Origin of the sequence: Cohnella luojiensis (assembly GCF_004564235.1) — a bacterium.
Lineage (GTDB): Bacteria > Bacillota > Bacilli > Paenibacillales > Paenibacillaceae > Cohnella > Cohnella luojiensis.
In genome coordinates, this window is sequence record NZ_SOMN01000011.1 from 40,909 (window position 1) to 61,104 (window position 20,196).

Consider the following 20,196-nt stretch of genomic DNA (forward strand, 5'->3'; position numbering starts at 1 on the left):
GGCTAGAGCACCTAGATGGAGCCCTGGAAGGGCTGCAACCATAAAAAGTATGGCTAGAGCACCTAGATGGAGCCCGGGAAAGGCTGTAACTATAAAAAGTATAGCTAGAGCACTCAACCGACGCGCAGGAGTATCTCTAGCTATAAAAGGTGAAGCTATTTAGTCGGCAGTCTCAATCTCCGGCCATCTCGCGAAACGATTCCTGGGTTGCAACGAGCGTCTCGTCGATGTCCGCGTCGGTGTGCGCGATGGTGAGAAACCACGCTTCATATTTGGACGGTGCCAAATAGATGCCTCGCTCCAGCATCAACCGGAAGAAGCGGGCAAACCGCTCCCCGTCCGATCCTTGGGCTTCCTCGTAATTGGTCACGGGATGCCCGCAGAAGTGGGTCGAGAACGCTCCGACGATCCGATTGATCGTAAGCGGAACGCCATGACGGTCTGCGGAACTCTGCAAACCATCGGCTAGCCGCACAGCCATAGCTTCCATCCGCTCATAAGCTCCCGGTTCCCTTAATACTTCGAGGCAGGCTAGACCCGCCAACACGGAAGCGGGGTTGCCCGCCATCGTTCCCGCTTGGTACGCGGGTCCTAGCGGAGCGATCATCGCCATCAAGTCGGCTCGTCCGCCGTATGCGCCGATGGGCAAGCCGCCGCCGATGATTTTGCCTAGCGCGGTTAAGTCCGGGCGGATGGCATCCTGATCCGAGAACGCGGAGAATGTTTGAGAGGAGCCGTAATGGAACCGGAAAGCGCTAATGACTTCGTCGTAAATGACAAGCGCGCCCGCATCCCTTGCCATCTTGCACAGTCCCTCCAGAAAACCGGGCTTCGGCATAACCATCCCGAAGTTGCCGACGATCGGTTCGACCATGACGGCCGCAACCTCGTCGCCCCACCGTTCAAGCGCAATCCGCAATCCGTCGAGCTCGTTGAACGGAACGGTAATGACTTCGCTCGCGATGCTAGGCGGGATTCCCGCGCTGTCGGGAATCCCGAGGGTCGACGGGCCGGAGCCGGCAGCGACCAATACCAAGTCGGCGTGTCCATGATAGCAGCCTGCGAATTTAATGATTTTGTTGCGTCCGGTAAAAGCCCGGGCAACGCGGATCGTCGTCATGACCGCTTCCGTTCCGGAATTGACGAATCGAACCTTATCCATGGAAGGAATCGCTTCCTTCAGAACCTTAGCCAACCGAATTTCATGCTCCGTAGCCGTGCCGTAAAGAGTACCGTCCCGTGCCGCCCGGACGATCGCCTCCGTCACTTTCGGATGGGCGTGACCGGTAATAATAGGCCCGAATGCAGCCAAATAATCGATATACTTGTTCCCGTCGACATCCCATAAATAGGCGCCTTGCCCGCGTTCCATGAACACGGGAGCTCCGCCCCCTACCGCTTTGAACGAGCGGGAGGGACTGTTCACCCCGCCGACGATGTGTTGCTGGGCTTCTTCGTATAATTCGGATGAACGTAATCTGGGTTTCATTTTCCGTATGAGCCTCCGCTGTGATGATTCGAACTTACTTTTTCCCGCTGGCAGTTCCGCTTGCCGTTGGAGACGGCGTCCCTATTGAGTCGTCCTTGGCCAAAGTTTCCTGCACGTACTCTTTGAGGGCATCAAGACTGCGGATGCCAAGCACGGAGGAACCGTCGACTATCTCGTCGGTAACAAGCTCCATCGGAGGAATCTGGGCCGATCCGGCTTGATGGGATTTGTAACCTAAGCTTGCTAGCTTCAACATATCGTTGGCGGACATATTCGACTCCATGTAAGGAGTAACCTTGCCCAGGATTTCGGGAAGCTTGATCAAATTCCAGCCGGATTTCAGCTTGGCCGCGATAGCCTTCAGGAAATCCCGCTGGCGTTCGGTACGGGTGAAATCGGACATTTTATCATGCCGGAACCGGACATATTGAAGCGCCTTGTCGCCGTCCAGGTGCTGTTGGCCTTTTTTCAAATCAATGTCGTAAATATGGTCGTCGGCCGAATCGGAATACTTCATATCCTTCTCGACGTAGAAATCCACGCCGCCTATCGCGTCCACCAATTTAATGAATCCTTGGAAATCGACATATACATAATACTGAATGTCCAAGCCGGTTAAGTTGCCGATCGTCTTCATCGTTAACTCGGGACCGCCGAGGGTAATCGCCGCATTGGCGCGATTTGCCCTAAAGCCGGGAATATCCACGTGAGTGTCGCGAAGGACGGAGAAGAGGTGGGTTTTCTTGCTGGCGGGATCGAAGGAAACCACGAGCATGGAATCGGAACGGGCAACGTCGCCCTCCCTTAGACCTCTTTCATCGCCGCCCATGAGAAGCACGTTAACGCGTTCGGAGCCCTCCCATTCCGGGGGCTTATATTCGGGCTTCTCTTCGAAATGGCCGAAGCGCGATTCCTCTTTCGACTTTTGAACGTTGTCCGCTACATTATAAAGACCATATACTTTCCATCCAACGAAGCATAATACGATAAACATGAGGCTTAGAACGCCGATGAGCGTGTATTTCCACTTTTTGCGCATGAATAGATGTCCTCTCCCGGTACTGTATGTTAAAATTATAAAGTTTCGGCGCAGGAATAAGCAAGTTTGGCTAAGTCGGCCGAATTCGCTAACCAAGAAACGCGACTGAAAACAGGAGGATCGTATGCTGGCTATAGACGTACATCAATTGCGCAAAGAATTCAAGGTGCAGAAAAATAGAGAAGGCCTCAAGGGCGCGCTCAAGGACTTATTCAAACGAGAGCATACCGAAGTGGCTGCGGTTAAAGACATCAGCTTTCAGATTCCTCAAGGAGAAATCTGCGGTTACATCGGGGAGAACGGAGCCGGTAAGTCTACGACGATTAAGATGCTGACCGGCATCCTCGTTCCAACCTCGGGGAAGCTTGTCGTCAATGGTTATATTCCCTACAAGGATCGCGAGAAATTCGTGCAGGGAATCGGGGTCGTTTTCGGCCAACGGAGTCAACTTTGGTGGGACATCGGCGTCATCGAGTCTTTCCGTTTGCTTCGGAAAGTATATCGGGTAAGCGAAGAGGACTTCCGCCGCAGACTGGACGAGTTGGTGGAGACCCTTCAGCTGCAGGAGCTTCTGAACAGGCCTGTCCGCAAGTTAAGTCTCGGTCAACGGATGCGTTGCGAGCTGGTGGCGGCGCTTCTGCATAATCCGTCCATCCTGTTCTTGGACGAGCCGACGATCGGCCTCGATATCGTGGTGAAGACGGAAATCCGCGAATTCTTGAAACGGTTGAACCGGGAGCAGGGCACGACGATCTTGCTTACGACGCACGACCTTCAGGATATCGAGGCGTTATGTTCGCGCGTAATCATGCTTGATGACGGTCGCATTATTTATGACGGCGGATTAGAGGAGCTTAAAACGCGTTGGGGAAAAGGCCGCGAGGTGCAGTTCCAATTCTCCGATCCGATTACATTGGGCGAGGTAAGCCTGATGACAAGCGGGTTGGACGTTCGATGGACTCTCGAGAACGATTTGACCGCGAAAGTGTGGATTCCTCGCGAGATGAACGTTTCAGAAGTGCTCTCCAAGGTAGTGGGCATGAAAGATATTAGCGACATCAAGATTTTCGAGACGAACACGGACGAAATCGTAAGGGAAATCTATCAGTCGGGCAGCGCGGACGCTCCCCGGGACTTGTCGGCTCTGTCTTCCTCGGATTCTGCGGATGTTGACGAGAAGGAGCCGGTAAAGGCGGGAGCCGGTGAGTCATGACAAGCGCATATTTAGACTTCGTTCGCATTCGGTTCCTCATGATGCTCGCTTATCGGGTCAATTATTATAGCGGTATTATCATTTACGCGATTAATATCGGAGCTTATTATTTCCTGTGGAAAGCGATTTTCGGGGAGGCCGAGACGCTTCAAGGCTTCACGGTCATCCAGATGTCCACTTACGTGGCTGTTTCTTGGATGGCGAGAGCTTTTTACTTCAATAATCTAGACCGTGAAATATCCGGGGAAATCGTGGACGGCAGCGTGGCGATCCAGATTATCCGTCCGTACTCGTATCTCTTCGTGAAAATGATGCAGGGCTTCGGAGAAGGGTTGTTCCGTTTGGGGTTGTTCATGGTTCCTGGGATGATCATCGTTTCGTTTATTTTTCCGATCGAGCTGCCTACCGACCCTATGCAATGGATCGTGTTCTTCATCATGATCTGGTTCAGCTTTCTGATAAATTCGCAGCTTAACATTCTGACGGGGCTGAGCGCGTTTTTCTTCGAGAACAATCAAGGCGTCATGATGATGAAAAGAATCATGGTGGATCTGCTGTCCGGCGTTATCTTGCCGATTGCCTTCTTCCCGGGCTGGGCCATATCCGTCATGAATTGGCTTCCGTTCCAAGCGATCACGTATTTGCCGGGTTCCGTGTTCACGGGCCGGATTCAGGGCGGGGATGTATGGAATGCCCTGCTGACTCAAGTCATCTGGACGGCCGTGCTGATCGTGCCGATTATGCTCGTATGGCGGGCGGCGCGACGTCGCTTGTTCGTGCAGGGAGGTTGATGGGATGAGCCGTTTTGCGTTTATGCTGGGTTTGTACCGTGATTATTTCGCCAATTATTTGAAAACCAAATTATCTTACCGCGCTGATTTCTGGATCGAGGTTCTGTCGGATTTGATGTTTAACGGACTCAATCTCGTGTTTATTTTCGTCGTCTTTCTGCATACCCCTACGCTTGGAGATTGGAGCGAGGCCGAAGTCGTGTTCGTATACGGTTACTTCATGATCGCTTCGGGGCTGTTCTCGACCTTCTTCAGCGCATGGAATTTCAGCGAGCGGTATATCGTCAAAGGGGAAATGGACCGCGTACTAACCCGTCCGGCCCACTCCTTGTCGCAAGTCATGCTCGAAAATATGGATCCGCCCGCATTCGTAGGCTCCATCGTTGGGTTTGTCATTATGATCACCGCGTGGACGACGCTCGGCTTGCCGTTTCATTGGTACGATCCGCTGGTGCTGATCATCATGGTGCTGGGATCATGCTTCATCTATATGGGCATTTACACGGCGCTATCGGCGATTTCATTCTACTCGGATGCGCCGACGGGCATCGGTCCGTTGATCTATAACATCCAGAACTACGGAAGATATCCGGTTGAAATTTACAACAAAACGATCAAGTTCTTGCTCACTTGGCTGCTGCCGTTCGCCTTCGTCGGCGTCTACCCGGCCTCGTTCTTCCTCGGACGCTTGGACGACTGGTGGATGGCCTGGTTGACTCCGGTTGTCGGCATCGTCGTGCTGTCGCTTGGGCTCTGGTTCTGGAACTACGGCGTCAGACGGTATCGCGGCGCGGGGAGCTAAGTGGGCGCGTTGCTCGAATGGTGGGGAGTTGGCTGCGTAGCGGCAGGTTTTGCCTGTAAAGAGTGCACGATCGGCGGGCAACGGGTGGCGTAACGGCAGAATTTGCCGTTAAGCCCGCACAAGTGGCGGGCAATGGGTGGCGTAGCGGCAGATTTTGCCGTTAAGCCCGCGCAAGTGGCGGGCAACGGGTGGCGTAGCGGCAGATTTTGCCGTTAAGCCCGCGCAAGTGGCGGGCAACGGGTGGCGTAGCGGCAGATTTTGCCGTTAAGCCCGCGCAAGTGGCGGACAACTGACCGCGTAGCGGCAGATTTTGCCGTTAAGCCCGCGCAAGTGGCGGGCAACGTACCGCGTAACGGCAGAATTTGCCGTTAAGCCCGCGCAAGTGGCGGACAACTGACCGCGTAGCGGCAGTTTCTGCCGTTAAGCCAGAACAAGTGGCGGGCAACGGCCTGTGTAGCGGCAGTTCTGCCGTTAATCTAAATACATTGATCGCCCCTTCAGGGTTATCCGATAGTTTCGTGTCCGCATCGAACCGCCGCCACCGTTTTCCAACAACTCCTTTTCAACAAGCTCATGAAGGATCATGCGCGCTAGTCGGTTCCCGATTCCGAGTTGAACGCATACTTCGATTGGAGTTATCGGCCGCTCCAGCCTGATAGACATACGAAGGATTTCCCGTTGCTTGAGAGGCAGCCGAGAGTCGGTCTGAGCAGTGCTTTTGCCGCCGTATAGTCTCCCAAGTGTTCTGAGCACGGATTGCTGACAATGAAGAGGTCTTTCTTTGAGCGTGTCCAGAGAGAATCTGTACACTTTCCAGTCCTCGTCTATTAGCTGATTTTGCCGTTCCTTTTCGTATTCGAAGCCTCGGCGCGTGACGTTCTTGGCGTGCGAACTGAAGTCGTCGATTTCCAAATCCAATTTGTATGGAGAACGGATATACGCGAGATCGAGATAGTAGGAGCTGTTACGGTAATTGGCCACTTCATGCTCGGCGAACAGATAATCAAGATTTCCGACTGCAGGCCACCACGCTTCTTGAAGGAACAGTTTTTCGGCATGCCCATGATCTTCATCTAGCTTACGAAGCGATTCCCCTTTTCGACCTCTGCGTTGACTTGCTAACCAATGTCCGTAGGCTTCTTCGAACAAATACGATACACTCCTCGAAGGCGATAAAAAGCAAAAACCGCGACCTCCCGAAAAGGAGACCGCGGCGTGCTTCGCTCGCTAAAATATGAAATGATGATACAATTAAAATAAATGAAATCCGTCTTTTTGTCACGTTGATTTTGGAAGGAGCCTCACCAATGACTCAATTGAAAGTCGGACTGCCCGTCCCGGATTTCGAGCTTCCCGCGACGAACGGGAAAACGGTCCGACTAAACGAATATCGCGGCCGCAAGGTCGTTATCTATTTTTACCCGAAAGATTTGACTCCCGCTTGTACGCAGCAATCGTGCGATTTCCGCGATGCGAACGCAAATTTTGGTAACGCGAACGCCATCATACTAGGCATTAGCACGAGCGACATAAAGACCCACCATAAGTTCATCGAGAAGTACGAGCTTCCTTTTCTTCTGCTAGCTGATCCGGAGCATCAAGTATGCGAGCTATACGGCGTATGGCAGGAGAAGAAGCTATATGGGAAAACCTACATGGGCATCGTGCGTTCAACATTCCTTATCGACGAATCGGGCGTGCTTGTCCAGGAATGGCGCAACATCAGGGTAAAGGGACATGTCGATAACGTGAAGCAAGCTCTGATGGCAATGAAATAAGACCGCAGCCGCTCGCCTTGACGCTGTCGAAGGCGCAAAGCTATAATAACTTCAATTGATTTAGGGAGGCTCGGCTTACAGTGACTACTAACCAGCATGAAATGATCGTCGTGCTTGATTTCGGCGGCCAATACAACCAGTTAATCGCCCGCCGTATACGCGACTTGGGCGTGTACAGCGAGCTTTTGCCTTTTAATACGACGGCGGACAAGCTGCGGGATCTCGCGCCGAAAGGGATCGTCTTCTCCGGCGGGCCGGCGAGCGTCTATGCCGAAGGAGCGCCTACGGTCGACCCGGCTATATACGAACTGGGGATCCCGATTCTCGGAATCTGTTACGGCATGCAGCTGATCACGCACCAGCAAGGCGGCAAGGTCGAGCCTGCGCACAAACGCGAATACGGGAAGTCCGATGTTGATTTCACTGCGGATTCCCACTTGGTTAAAGGCTTGGAAACGCGTCAGACCGTCTGGATGAGCCACGGGGATCACGTAACGGAGCTGCCTGCAGGTTTCCGCGTCGATGCAAGCACGGAGCACGCACCGGTTGCCGCGATGAGCGATCCGAACCGGAAGTTTTTCGCGGTACAATTCCATCCCGAGGTTCGTCATTCCGTCTACGGGAACGAAATGATCCGTAACTTCCTTTTCGCGGTATGCGAGTGCAGAGGCGATTGGACGATGGGTTCGTTCATCGAAGACATGGTCCTGGACATCCGTAAGGAAGTCGGCGACAAGAAGGTACTATGCGCGTTATCCGGCGGAGTCGACTCTTCGGTCGTTGCCATCTTGATTCATAAGGCGATTGGCGATCAATTAACATGCATGTTCATCGACCATGGTTTGCTGCGCAAAGACGAGGCCGAGAGCGTAATGGAGACGTTCGTAGGCAAATTCGATATGAATGTCGTGAAAATAGACGCAAGCGAGCGGTTCCTAGGCAATCTGAAGGGTGTCGAAGATCCGGAGCAGAAGCGCAAGATTATCGGAACCGAATTTATTCGCGTGTTCGAAGAAGAATCCGCTAAATTCGACGATTTTACGTTCTTGGCGCAAGGAACCTTATATACCGATATCGTAGAGAGCGGTACCGCTACCGCGCAAACGATCAAGTCACACCATAACGTCGGCGGATTGCCGAAGGACATGAAGTTCAAGCTGATCGAGCCTCTGAAGACCTTGTTCAAGGACGAAGTTCGCAAGGTCGGAGCGGAGTGCGGGCTTCCCGACGCGATCGTCATGCGTCAGCCGTTCCCGGGACCGGGACTCGCGATTCGCGTGCTAGGCGAAGTGACGGAAGAGAAGCTTACGATCGTAAGGGAGTCCGACGCGATTCTGCGCGACGAGATTGCCAAAGCGGGCTTAGACCGCGAAATCTGGCAATATTTTACCGCTCTGCCTAACATGAAGAGCGTAGGCGTCATGGGCGACGGACGTACGTATTCTCACACCGTGGGCATCCGTGCCGTCACCTCCATCGATGGAATGACGGCGGACTGGGCAAGAATTCCGTTCGACGTGCTGGAGAAGATCTCCAACCGTATCGTGAATGAAGTACAGAACGTTAACCGAATCGTATACGATATCACCTCCAAGCCTCCCGCGACGATCGAGTGGGAGTAAACGAATTGAAATTCAAGCCTGTCGAGAATTTTCTCGGCAGGCTTTTTGCTTGTTAGAGAATAGTGCGATGATTTGCTTGAATGGCGGAAGTACGATTTTTTTTATCGTTGTTTTCTGTTAGTGAGTGAGTGTTGAAGAAAAGAAATAGGAATGATTTTCATCGTACTTCGGCATTTTCTGAGATGGAAGTCAGGAGACGGCTAGCATTTAGAATGTTTTTCATTGCTAATCATTTCCATATTAACACCAAGTTTAGGAATAGCGATGTTTTTCATTCTTGGTGGTGACCTATGAGCGCAGGGGTCTAGTAGTTTTGGTCTAATTACTGTCATGGCAGAGTCTCCAAGCTCATAAAAAAACTGTTGAAATTAGTATATTTGTACCATATAATGAATGTTCATCTACACTTTTTGTAATAATTTAGGCGAAAGAGGCAAAATCTCCGAAAGGGGATGACGCAAAGCCGTGGGTCTAAAGCTCTAAAAGAGCTACGATTGCCAGGTTGCCCAAAGGTGAACGTAATATTTTCAAAAAAACCTTTATGCAGCTCAACGCAATCCTCGCGGCTTTGCGTGCCGGGTTGTTTTTTTTGTTTTTTTAATAGGTTTGAATTTTGGGAGGGTACTTATGAAGAAGCGCTTTGTCGTCTGTTTTTTGATATTTTCTGTTATTATCAGTTCCATTCAAGCATCCGTTTTTGCCAGGAATGGAAGTGATGGTACAGTTCCTAGCTATGTTGACCCTTTAGAGATATTGAAGCAGCTGCCGGGACAAGCGGACGGCTATCACCCGCCGCTGCCTAATCCGATGCAGGGTGCTATTCCTTCTCTGCCTTCTGGTCTAAGTTCCGGACGGCCGACAGCTCCGGGAGCAGGCTCGTAAGGGGGATCTGCAACCGGTGGGGCCATAAGCCCAACTTCTGAAGATCCAATGAACCACCCAGTAGACTTGGCTACGGGTCTATTAAAGCTGCAAGCTACCGATATTCATCTACCTGGAATCGGGTTCGGCTTCGACTTAGAACGAAAGTATGATAGTACAGCAAGTGAACCGGGCGCCTTCGGGATTGGGTGGGACTATAATTGGAGTTCTCTCCTTCGCATGTACTCAGATTATGCTATGGGAGAATTTCGTTGGGATGAGACAGCTGCGAGCTATACCTTCATGAAAGACGATCCCGATGGATACATTCTGAAATACGACGGGGACGATAAAGTCAACTACGAGCTACATAAAGGCCATTATGAGCCTAGTGATGGGGAACAATTGGAAAGAATCAACGAGAACGAATATGTTGTCACCACAAGCAGCGGGGCGAAGGTTACATACTCTGGTTATTTTGCGCCTTGGCGCAGTGTGCAGGATGTTAGAGCAGGGAAAATGGTGAAGCTTCAGGACCGCTACGGAAATACGATGTCATTTACTTATAACGATAGCGGCAATCTGACTAATATTACAGATACGGCCAATCGTCACATCCAGCTCCAGTGGGAGAACGGAGTAATCTCGAAGCTCATCGATCCAATGGACAATGAAACCACCTTCAACTACGATACTTCTGGTCGTCTTATTGTGGTAACGTCACCTGAAGGTAGGACTGTCAGCTATGACTACGACGCCAAGAATCGTTTGTCCTCGATCATTAATGGTGAAGGAGCAATCAAGACCTTCCAGTATAATAATCAGAATAAAGTCGTATCCATTAAGGACAACAATGGCTCGGTTCAGCTTGCTTTTGCCTATAGCGTAGACAAGACCGAATTGACGGATGCGCTAAATAACCTGTGGGTATACGGCATAGCAGATGGCAAAGTCTCATATACCACGAACCCATTGGAAGAAACGATCAGCTATCAATACAATGACAAGGACAAGGTCACGAGAGTAGAATCGGTCCGTGGGATTGAAAAGACGGAATATAATGCGGACGGCCATGTAACTAAACTAACAGAAGTCAGTGGCGCTGTGACGAGATACGAATACGACGATCAATGGAAGCTGCCGAAGAGAATCACGCATCCTGAAGGCTCACTGACAACATTCGAGTACGACGATCGTGGCAATATTAAGCTCAGGACCAACCCTGACGGCGTTATCGGCCTTTTTAAGTACGACGATAGAGGACGTCTCGTATCGATGTCTAATGAAGAGGGCGGATTAATCCAGTTTTATTACGATGATTCAGGAAATATTGTTAAGAAGACTGATCCACTCGGAATTGAAACTCTATACGAGTACGATTTAAATGGACGATTGGTGAAAGAAACCTCTCCAGGCGGATTTCAAGCGGATATGACCTATGATAAAGATGGCATAGCGATTCGTCTCATTACTGGTAATACTGCCATAACTGAATATCAATATGATCTTAATGGGTTGCTCGTCGAGGAGAAAAATCCTCTTGGCCTCGTTACGACCTATGAGCGAACTGAAGAAGGAAATTTGATACACATCAAAGATGGACTGCAAAGATCAGATTCTTATAAATTTGATCGAATGGGGAGGCTATCGGAAGCAACCGACTCGATTGGTCGAATAACGCTTTTTACACGAGATGCGATTGGAAGAGTGACCGTGCTGATCGACTCTCTCGGACGAACCACCCAATATACATACGGTTCGTTTGGTGTGAAAACTGTGGAGTCGCCTAATGGCAAGCTGGAATACGAATATGATGCTGCAGGACAACTTTCCAAGACCAAAGACGAACATGGCCGTACGACTACACTCCTCTATGACAATATGGGCAGATTGCTTGAAGCTAGAGATCCTATAGGACGCACCCGATATTATACCTATGACGCTGCTGGCAGAGTATTGACCGAACAGCGTCCCGACGGGAGCCTTATAGCGAACGAATATAACAGCTTGGGATTACTCGAGAAAACAACGTATCCGGATGGAACGGCTATTCAGTATGTCTATGATATAGCCAATCGATTAATGAAAACCGTTTACCGCGACGGAAGTATTTCCGAAGTAATCTATGGGGTCAACGGACAACCTGCAAAAATCATTAATGCGCTTGGACAAGCCATTACGTACGTGTATGACGAGGCTAATCGTGTGCAGCAGGTAATTGATCCTAAAGGAAACACATTGAAGCTAGCCTATAATAAATCTGACTTATTAACGTCTGTTGCCGATCCGCTTGGAGGAATTATCTCTTATGAGTATGATGAGGGCGGACAACTGAATAAAGTGACAGATGCGTTAGGCCAGACGATTCAATACGACTACGATTTACTTGGGAGAATAGTTCGTACAGTTAATCCCGAAGGCAGAGAAACGAAGTGGATCTATGATGATCAAATGAACCAAACGATTGTGACCGACGCGTTGGGTGGAAAGTACATCTATGAGTTCAATCTACGGAATCAAATCAAGCGAATGACCGATCCGCTTGAACATAGCAGCACCATATCTTATAACAATATGGGGCTGCCGACTCTAATCACGGATGAACTAGGCTATCAAACGACCTACACCTACGATGCTATTGGAAGATTGCTTAGCACCGCCGATCCGGAAGGCGCCACAACCTCATACATTTACAACGAGATGGATCAGATCGTCAAAGTTACTAATGCTCTTAATCAAACGACCGAAATGACCTACGATGTCATAGGAAATGTAACTACGGTAACTGATTTTCGTGAACGTAAGAGCGAATTTTTCTATGATGCTATGGATCGTAGAACGGCGTTAGTCGACACATTGGGGTCTAGATGGTCATGGGAATATGATGCTTTAGGGCAAGTCACAAAAATGACTGATCCGCTTGGTCATAAGAAGGAGTTGACATATAATGCGCTCGGTCAGATGATTGAAGTCAAAGAAGCGGAAGGCGCAGTTACGAAGCTGGATTACGATGCGCTGGGCCGTATGATCAATCAGACCGATGCGCTCGGACACACGACAAGTTTCCATTATGATGCGAACGGTCAGGTTAAACGAATGACGGATGCTTTAGGCCAAGTCACTTCTTACGATTACAGCAAATCCGGTGAACTGATCCATTATGTGAATGAGACAGGGCACGGAACAACATGGACTTATAATAAGCTTGGCTTGCCGGCCACGATCACGAATGTGCTCGGTCAGGTGGAAACCTATGAATATGATAAGGCAGGCAGGATGATTAGGAGCGTTGATCCGCAGGGTGCGGCGACCGAGTATCGGACCGATGCATTAGGCCGAACGGTATCTGTAACAGATGCGCTCCATCAAACGACGGCATTCCGTTATGACGGAGCGGGACGGACTTTAGAAATCACGGATGCGCTAGGTGCTTCCAAACAATTTTCGTATGATAATCTTGGACGTTTAACATCTGAGAAGGACCGTCGCGGCATGCGATCGGAGATTGTCTATGACGATATTCAAGGCATTCGGACAATTACTGATGCGAGTGGAGCTTCAACAACCGTACAGACAGATGCCCTGGATCGAATCGTGAAATCCACAGATCCGCTTGGACACGCTACTGAGTGGGTATACAATGCTTTGGGATCTCCCGTTCAGCAACTCGATGCTAACGGGAACCTTACGTCGTGGGAATATAACTCCAAACAGCAAGTGATCCAAGTGAAGGATCCGAAGGGTGACGTTACGAAGTTTGAATATGATTTAGTGGGGAATCAAACGAAAGAGACAAACGCCTTGAACGCAGTGACGGTCTATTCCTACGATGCGCTGGATCGACTTGCCCTTGCAGTATTGCCGAATGGCGGAACGATTCAAAACACTTACAGCGCAGATGGGAATTTAACGCAGCGTACAGATGCTGAAGGTGGCATATGGAAGTGGGAATATGATCTATTGGGCCGGGCTGTTTCTGAAACTAATCCGTTAGGCTATCAGAAATCACTTGAGTATAATGCCATGGGTCTCCCGACCGTAGTGCGGGATGAGCTTGGAGCAGAGACGGTTTATAAGTACGATGTGCTGGGCAGGTTGACTCATCAGAAGGATGCTTTGGGATCAATCTGGAGCTATGAATATGATGCTTTGGGACAACCCGTCAGAACAGTAGATCCTCTAGGTTCGGTATACATCTATGAATATGATAGTGAAGGCAATGTTATTGCGATGGAAGACCCGCTTAAGCATAGGACCGAATACGCTTATGATCAAGTCGGTCGTATGACCGAAATGAAAGACCCAGCGGGTTATTCTACCCTATGGGGATATAATGACTCCGGTCTTCTGACCTCTGTAACCAATGCGTTGGGAGATGCAACTTCATTCGATTATGATCCTATCAATCGGCTGGTGAAACAGACAAGCCCGAGCGGTGCAGTGGAGCAGCGTGTTTATGATGCCAACGGTAATCTCGCTTCACTTATTGATCCATTGGGACATAAAACGCAATACGAGTATGACGCACTAAATCAATTAGTCTCTGTTACAGACTCGTTAAACGGGAAGACAACCTATACGTACGATGGAATGGGACAGCTTGCCAAACTAACCGATGCCAACGGGAATAACCGTAGCTGGACGTATAACTTGAACGGACAGCCGCTCTCAGAAATCAATGCACTTGGTAAGGATACGCAGTACAGCTATGACGCTGCTGGACAGCTAAAGGAAATGCTCGATCCGAAGAATCAGCAAACTCGGTATTCCTATACACCACGCGGTCAGATTTCCGCTGTAGAATCCACAGATGATAAGGTTGAATATGCTTACGATCTGATGGGGAGAATGTCCGAGGTCTCCAATCATACATCCAAGGAGCAATTCTCATACGACAAGCTTGGTAGAGTTATTTCACAAAACAATGTATCTATAGGGAAATCAATCAATTACGAATACGATGCCAACAGCAATCTTACGCAGCTAACGAATAGTGAGGATCGAGTTACCCGTTACGAATATGATGTTCGCGATCAGATGGTCAGCATGACAGACCCGGAAGGAAATCGAAGTGCTTTTGAATATAATGCCATGGGCATAGAGACCAAACGCGATTTAGCTAATGGAAATCAAATCATCAGTACGTACGACCAAGACAGCCAGCTTGTAAAGGTAGACAACCGTAACTCTGACGGGTCGACGATTTCGTCCTTCGCTTATGAGTACGATGCGGCAGGAAGAAAGATATCCGAGACGGAAGCAGGCTCTCGTATTGACTACGGCTATGACGCATTAAATCGTTTGACTGATGTTAGCTATGGAACTGGAAAAGCCGCTTCAAATCAGTCTTTTACTCAAGTAGCCAGCTTGAATAACGATTATTTATATTCACCTTATGTCCAAGTTGCTGCTGCTGATAAAGAGACGGGTAATGGCAATGGCAATGGCGGGAACAGTTGGGGAAATGGCAGCGAAAACGGAGGAGGCAATTCGAGCAGTTCCAATAACGGAAATGGCAATAGTAATGGTAATGGTAATGGTAATGGAAATTCCAGTTCCCCGGATGCAGGTACCACCGGTAATAGCGGCTCTTCCGATAATGGTAAAGGTAATAATGGTAACGGAGATAGTAGCAACGGTAATGGCAATGGTAACAATAACGGAAACAATAACGGAAACAATAACGGAAACAATAACGGAAACAATAACGGAAACAATAGCGGAAACAACAATGGTAATGGTAATGGTAACAAAGGTAATGGCAATGGCAATGGCAATGGCAATGGCAATGGCAATGGCAATGGCAATAAGAATTACAGTGCCCCCTCGTGTCAGCCGGGAATTGTAAAACCGACAGCTATTGACAACGAAGGCGAAACAGAGATAGTCGAAGAGATTCCGTTTCCAATTTTTAAGGAGGTGCAGCTAGGCTATTTAATGGACCGATATACTCACGCTTCGTATTCTTATGATCCGGTAGGAAACCGATTAACCATGACTGTTGACGGGGCCGAGACACAGTATAGCTATAATGCTTTAAATCAACTGCTGCAAGCCGGGGATACGTCGTACGAATATGACGATAACGGCAATCAAATCGCACAAAACGGACCTGATAGCCGAGTTGAGTATGCATACAACAATGCGAACCAACTCACGGATGTTATATTTGAAGACGGCAGCTACGCGAAATATGCATACGACGGATTGGGTCGAAAAGTATCTCGTGAAGAGCTTACGTTACATCAATGGACGCCTGAAGGTCCGAAAACGATCGAAGAGCAGCCAAAGAACAGCAACGGCAATGGTAATAACAACAATAGCAATGGCAACTCCGACCATGCAAATAACGGAAATGCTTATGGTAAAGTGGGTTGCGTTGATAACAACGGGAACGGTAATGGCAATGGCAATGGCAATGGCAATGGCAATGGCAATGGCAATGGCAATGGCAATGGCAATGGGAATAGTTCTTCTAATGGCAAAGGAACACCTAATGAGAACGCACTTTTAAACGGGGAAGGCAACAAATACGGATTGTACAAGAATCTTGACGGTGACCCTAGTACGGGTGATCCGACAGCTCCATCGATTAAGCCAGATTTAGAACAGACCGTCTATCAGTATATGGGCATGTCCAACATCATCCATAAAGAATACAGCGACAAGGGCTCCCCATACGCAGAATATTACATGGGTCCAGGTAGTGAGGTTGTATCTCGCAAGATGTTCGGATTACACGGACTGACTAATCCAAGCAAAGAACCAGATTTGGATACAAACGGCGGCCTAATGTATTATTTGTCTAACGGCAGGCATACCGTCAGTGAACTGACCGATCGCCACGGCAGCGTTATCGAAAGCTATCGTTACGATGCATTCGGGGGTATTTTCAGCGGCATTACCGCACCGTACAATACTGCAGGCTACACTGGTCAGCATTATGACGACAAGTCCGGGCTGATGGATTACGATGCCCGTTGGTATGATTCGACATCTGCTCGTTTCCTAACCGAGGATACCTGGCCGGGAGTATTAAATGAACCCTATACACAAAATCGCTATGCATATGTCGGTAATAACCCCATTAACATGTGGGACCCGACTGGACACGTGCCGCAGTGGGTGAGGTCCAATAGTAATTTCACGGAAATCAGTACATCAACCGATTATAATTACGATTTCGACCAAGACGGTGACGGTTTAGCGAACGATTGGTACTATACGGAAAATTATAAAGCTTGGTATGAATTTAACAGCTACAGCAGTTCTTCGGTGACGGTTCATGATAATCGAGTAGAAAGTGAACGGTATTATACGGATTTCTATACAAAAACGATCTCCGAGAGCTGGAATTACACCTATCATCAAGACACGATTTGGAATGTTAGCTTTATTGGAACAATTGAAGATCACGACTCATCGTCCGTTGATTTTGGTGAAATGACGGATTATGAATGGACCGAAACTACAACAGCCGGAGAAGTGGCGGAAGCAAATGAAGAAGCAAAGAGGATCTATGGGGAGCCGCCGGCAAACGCATATAAAAAGGTTACCTTCTCGGTTAACGGAATTCCAGTTACACGAAGTCATTCTCTGGATGGGGTTACCATCGCAGCGGAAGTGATTGTAGGTGGTGGAACGATCTCGACGTTACCTAGCGTAGAACAACATATCGTGCAAAATTCCATATTCTCATTTATTTTATCCAACGCTGCAATAGGTAATCTTGTAGTACCGTCATCTTTAGGAATACCCATGGATGATATATCAGAAGAAGACGAAAGATCACTCATGGAGCTCGCTCGAAAGAATGAAGCTATGTTTGGGGTAGAAGCTCAACTTACAGCAATCGACGAGCTGTTGGCAGCTTATAATGAATATGAGTTGCTTCTTAAAGAAATTGTATCCCTAAATCAAGAAAGCCTTAGATTGCTGCATGAAATAAAAGCGGGCAATGAGCTTCAACGTGATCTTATTCGGGGTTTGAAAGACGAAATTAATCAAGTGATGGTTGATGTTAATGATATTATTGTCCGAGAGCAAAATAGGTTCAGTGAAACAGGAAGTCCAATCCGTTCAAAGGGATCTTATACTGAGCTAGACCTAGAACAAATGGTAAAAGACGAAGCGTTGAGAAGACAGTATATGGGTACTAGTGATATTGAACTTGCCATTGATACGCTAGGACAAATCAAGCTCTCTGATACCTTTCAGCAATTATTGATCGGTAAAGCATCGAGTAAAGTTACAGTGGCTGGAACCTCGATACAAGTAGGTTTAGGCTTAATTGGATTGGATGCACCGTGGGACATCCAAAGCATTGCTTATGATTTAGAAAATTGGGAGTGGAGCTTAGACCATGCTGGTGAAACCTTAATAGATACCGCAAGTTTAGTCCCTATTATTGGTGCTCTAAAGTACGGTGATGAGGTTAAAGACATATTAAAAGGTTGCAACTGCTTCACTGCAGGAACAAAGGTTCTAACAGACGAAGGGGAGAAGAATATCGAAGACATTGAGGTCGGAGATATGGTTCTTTCCAAGGATGAAGAAACAGGTGAACAGGCTTATAAAGAGGTAATTCAACTACACCGCAACGAGAAGGATACAACTTATAAGCTATCAGTAGGCAATCAAATTATTGAAACTACCGATAATCACCCATTCAGGGTAGAAGGTAAGGGATGGGTACTCGCAGTTGACTTGAAGGTGGGCGATGAACTAGTTCAAAGTAACGGAAATCATCTAAAGATTGACAACATTGAAATTGTACATCACGATGAGAAAGTAAAGGTCTACAACTTCACTGTGGCTGATTTTCATACTTACTTTGTTAGTAGTTTAGGTATTTGGGTTCATAATATCGAGTGTAAGTTACCCAATGTGAAGACATATGAACAAGCAAGAAATCAAGCTACGGACATTCTCGGGGACTTTGGTGAAGGCTCTACGGCTTGGATTGGTGGTATGGAAAGTAGCTATGGATATGGAAAAGTGATTGGCAGGATTTCTGCCGATGGCAAAAAGCGTTGGCGAGTTGATTGGGATTCAGAAAAAGGCATGCATATTAATATCGATGATTTTAGTAACGGGAAAGGCGACAAAGCATACAAAGCTTATATTCCGTTTGAGGGTAACGAAGATACATTCAAGTCTTATATTGATATGTTAAATAAATAAGTGGCAGGTGTAAGTATGACTTTATTTGATGAATGTATTGAAGCACTATTACCTCAAGTCGAAGTTCTACCTATTAGTCAAAGGAATGAACACACCCGATTAATGACAGCGGAATATCCAATTTCAATTAATGGGAGAATTGACTGGGGAATGGTAGGGTTTAAGCAGAAAGTTAGTTCATGCAATGAAATAGTCGATGTATTAAAAGAACATTTTGATACTATTAACACTGATGTATTGATAATTTGGGATGGGGCTCATTTACCAGTAGTTAAGAGTAAATTAACAAAAATTTTTGAGTATATTGACGATGTAACAGCTGTGGGTTTTGATACGTGGCTATATTGTCCTGAACAAAACTATGTAATTGAATTTTACCATGAGGGTGAAATTACAGTAGGGTATGAAGTACTGTAATAAGTATACCTGTTAGAGACCTTGGGGCATTAACCTCCAAGGTCTTTCTTTTATTCCCTACCCAGTGCCAAATGAATCGGGCGGCTAAGTGACAGATGTAATTTTCATTTGAAAAGAACTCATGATGGTAAAACTTCATGGTAAAATTACAAACAACCTCATGCAAGTAAATACTGTCGGTAAAGATGCCCTTAGTTTTGACTGATTTACGCAGAACCCATGGATGTGATCCTGAATGTGATTGTTCCGAAGAACTCATGGACATGATGGCTTAACATGAAGAAGGCGGACGAGACCGTCGAGACTCCGACATGCTGACTTAAGTAACGGCAGACCGGACAATGTACCATAGCGGACAGATCGTGGTGCAAACGCAAAGCTCGAAGGTTCAAACATTAGGATTGACCGTGAGTATGTCATAATCGTCACACAGCAGACAACCCCTGAAGTGGGCTGCGAGCAACTTCGTAAACTTAGAGCCGATAAACTTAGGACACTTGATTCACCATTTGGTGATTTGGGGTGTCCTTTTTATTTTTTGAATCAATCAATCGAGAAAGGGGCTAGCTGCCGCAACTATATAATACTTAATACTGTAATTAGGCTATTCAATGGCGGTTACGTCTACCATGTGCCGCGTTGTCGCCGCGAATAACACACTACCATTTCCGAAAAGTCTGCAAATTCCGAACGATACCACCGTAAATAGGGGTCGAATATTCGTAAATAACCGTTGACAGACAGGGGCTTACGACCTAGAATATGGATTGGACAAACAACTGAATAATATCTTTTCGTATAATCCCGGGGATTGGCCCGGGAGTCTCTACGAGGTCACCGCAATGATCTGTCTACGGAAAGGGAAAGCATGCCGAGGGGATACGCGCGTTCTCCGCCGGAATGATTTTTCCCGGTTGTGCGGAACCTAGAGATGTATTCTCTGGGTTTTTTGTATGTTTATACTTAGTTTTTCCACATTCATTCAAAATCTGAAGGGAGAG

At 47.9% G+C, this 20,196-nt stretch carries 11 protein-coding genes, 1 pseudogene and 2 riboswitches; of the genes and pseudogenes, 9 read left to right on the plus strand and 3 right to left on the minus strand.

Features of this window, described 5'->3' with window-relative positions; translation table 11 throughout:
* Positions 1 to 172: 172 nt before the first annotated feature.
* Both E2980_RS10545 and E2980_RS10550 read right to left on the minus strand, forming a co-directional pair.
* Positions 173 to 1,489, minus strand: a complete 1,317-nt coding sequence (locus tag E2980_RS10545; RefSeq protein WP_135152147.1) for a glutamate-1-semialdehyde 2,1-aminomutase — start codon at positions 1,487 to 1,489, stop codon at positions 173 to 175.
* Positions 1,490 to 1,523: 34 nt separating this feature from the next.
* Positions 1,524 to 2,528, minus strand: coding sequence for an LCP family protein (locus E2980_RS10550; RefSeq protein WP_135152148.1), 1,005 nt, complete (start codon positions 2,526 to 2,528; stop codon positions 1,524 to 1,526).
* 124 nt (positions 2,529 to 2,652) lie between these two features.
* On the opposite strand from E2980_RS10550, the gene E2980_RS10555 reads away from it, so the two are divergent.
* The 3 genes from E2980_RS10555 to E2980_RS10565 are packed head-to-tail and all read left to right on the plus strand — an operon-like array spanning position 2,653 to position 5,334.
* Positions 2,653 to 3,741: an ABC transporter ATP-binding protein gene (locus E2980_RS10555; protein ID WP_135152149.1), complete on the plus strand. Its 1,089-nt coding sequence runs from the start codon at positions 2,653 to 2,655 to the stop codon at positions 3,739 to 3,741.
* Entirely contained in the window at positions 3,738 to 4,532 is a 795-nt protein-coding gene (locus tag E2980_RS10560; RefSeq protein ID WP_135152150.1) for an ABC transporter permease, read from the plus strand. The genes E2980_RS10555 and E2980_RS10560 overlap by 4 nt, the downstream gene beginning before the upstream one ends.
* Before the next feature lie 4 nt (positions 4,533 to 4,536).
* Positions 4,537 to 5,334: an ABC transporter permease gene (locus E2980_RS10565; RefSeq protein WP_135152151.1), complete on the plus strand. Its 798-nt coding sequence runs from the start codon at positions 4,537 to 4,539 to the stop codon at positions 5,332 to 5,334.
* A 471-nt stretch (positions 5,335 to 5,805) separates the two neighbouring features.
* On the opposite strand, the gene E2980_RS10570 is transcribed toward E2980_RS10565, so the two are convergent.
* Positions 5,806 to 6,483: a DNA-binding response regulator gene (locus tag E2980_RS10570; protein WP_135152152.1), complete on the minus strand. Its 678-nt coding sequence runs from the start codon at positions 6,481 to 6,483 to the stop codon at positions 5,806 to 5,808.
* Between the two features lie 158 nt (positions 6,484 to 6,641).
* On the opposite strand from E2980_RS10570, the gene bcp reads away from it, so the two are divergent.
* The 6 genes and pseudogenes from bcp (at position 6,642) to E2980_RS10595 (ending at position 19,195) form a co-directional block, all read left to right on the plus strand.
* Positions 6,642 to 7,112 carry a thioredoxin-dependent thiol peroxidase gene (gene bcp / locus E2980_RS10575; RefSeq protein WP_135152153.1) on the plus strand — a complete coding sequence of 157 codons (471 nt, stop codon included), beginning with the start codon at positions 6,642 to 6,644 and terminating at the stop codon, positions 7,110 to 7,112.
* 101 nt (positions 7,113 to 7,213) lie between these two features.
* The gene (guaA, locus tag E2980_RS10580; RefSeq protein ID WP_135152215.1) at positions 7,214 to 8,734 is read left to right on the plus strand and encodes a glutamine-hydrolyzing GMP synthase; all 1,521 of its coding nucleotides are present in this window, start codon (positions 7,214 to 7,216) and stop codon (positions 8,732 to 8,734) included.
* 422 nt (positions 8,735 to 9,156) lie between these two features.
* A riboswitch (cyclic di-GMP riboswitch) is annotated at positions 9,157 to 9,244 on the plus strand.
* 117 nt (positions 9,245 to 9,361) lie between these two features.
* Complete coding sequence (locus E2980_RS10585; RefSeq protein ID WP_135152154.1) at positions 9,362 to 9,616, plus strand: hypothetical protein; 255 nt, start codon at positions 9,362 to 9,364, stop codon at positions 9,614 to 9,616.
* Positions 9,617 to 9,664: 48 nt separating this feature from the next.
* Positions 9,665 to 9,835: pseudogene (locus tag E2980_RS25105) on the plus strand (DUF6531 domain-containing protein); the annotation flags it as partial.
* Positions 9,836 to 18,778: a polymorphic toxin-type HINT domain-containing protein gene (locus tag E2980_RS10590; RefSeq protein ID WP_167747066.1), complete on the plus strand. Its 8,943-nt coding sequence runs from the start codon at positions 9,836 to 9,838 to the stop codon at positions 18,776 to 18,778.
* 15 nt (positions 18,779 to 18,793) lie between these two features.
* Positions 18,794 to 19,195 carry a CDI toxin immunity protein gene (locus E2980_RS10595; protein ID WP_135152156.1) on the plus strand — a complete coding sequence of 134 codons (402 nt, stop codon included), beginning with the start codon at positions 18,794 to 18,796 and terminating at the stop codon, positions 19,193 to 19,195.
* 774 nt (positions 19,196 to 19,969) lie between these two features.
* A riboswitch (purine riboswitch) is annotated at positions 19,970 to 20,069 on the plus strand.
* Positions 20,070 to 20,196: the final 127 nt, after the last annotated feature.

Coding starts and splice junctions, on each gene's coding strand:
- E2980_RS10590 (WP_167747066.1), top strand. CDS start 9,836: ATGTACTCAGATTATGCTATGGGAGAATTTCGTTGGGATGAGACAGCT.
- E2980_RS10585 (WP_135152154.1), top strand. CDS start 9,362: ATGAAGAAGCGCTTTGTCGTCTGTTTTTTGATATTTTCTGTTATTATC.
- bcp (WP_135152153.1), top strand. CDS start 6,642: ATGACTCAATTGAAAGTCGGACTGCCCGTCCCGGATTTCGAGCTTCCC.
- guaA (WP_135152215.1), top strand. CDS start 7,214: ATGATCGTCGTGCTTGATTTCGGCGGCCAATACAACCAGTTAATCGCC.
- E2980_RS10550 (WP_135152148.1), bottom strand. CDS start 2,528: ATGCGCAAAAAGTGGAAATACACGCTCATCGGCGTTCTAAGCCTCATG.
- E2980_RS10560 (WP_135152150.1), top strand. CDS start 3,738: ATGACAAGCGCATATTTAGACTTCGTTCGCATTCGGTTCCTCATGATG.
- E2980_RS10595 (WP_135152156.1), top strand. CDS start 18,794: ATGACTTTATTTGATGAATGTATTGAAGCACTATTACCTCAAGTCGAA.
- E2980_RS10555 (WP_135152149.1), top strand. CDS start 2,653: ATGCTGGCTATAGACGTACATCAATTGCGCAAAGAATTCAAGGTGCAG.
- E2980_RS10545 (WP_135152147.1), bottom strand. CDS start 1,489: ATGAAACCCAGATTACGTTCATCCGAATTATACGAAGAAGCCCAGCAA.
- E2980_RS10565 (WP_135152151.1), top strand. CDS start 4,537: ATGAGCCGTTTTGCGTTTATGCTGGGTTTGTACCGTGATTATTTCGCC.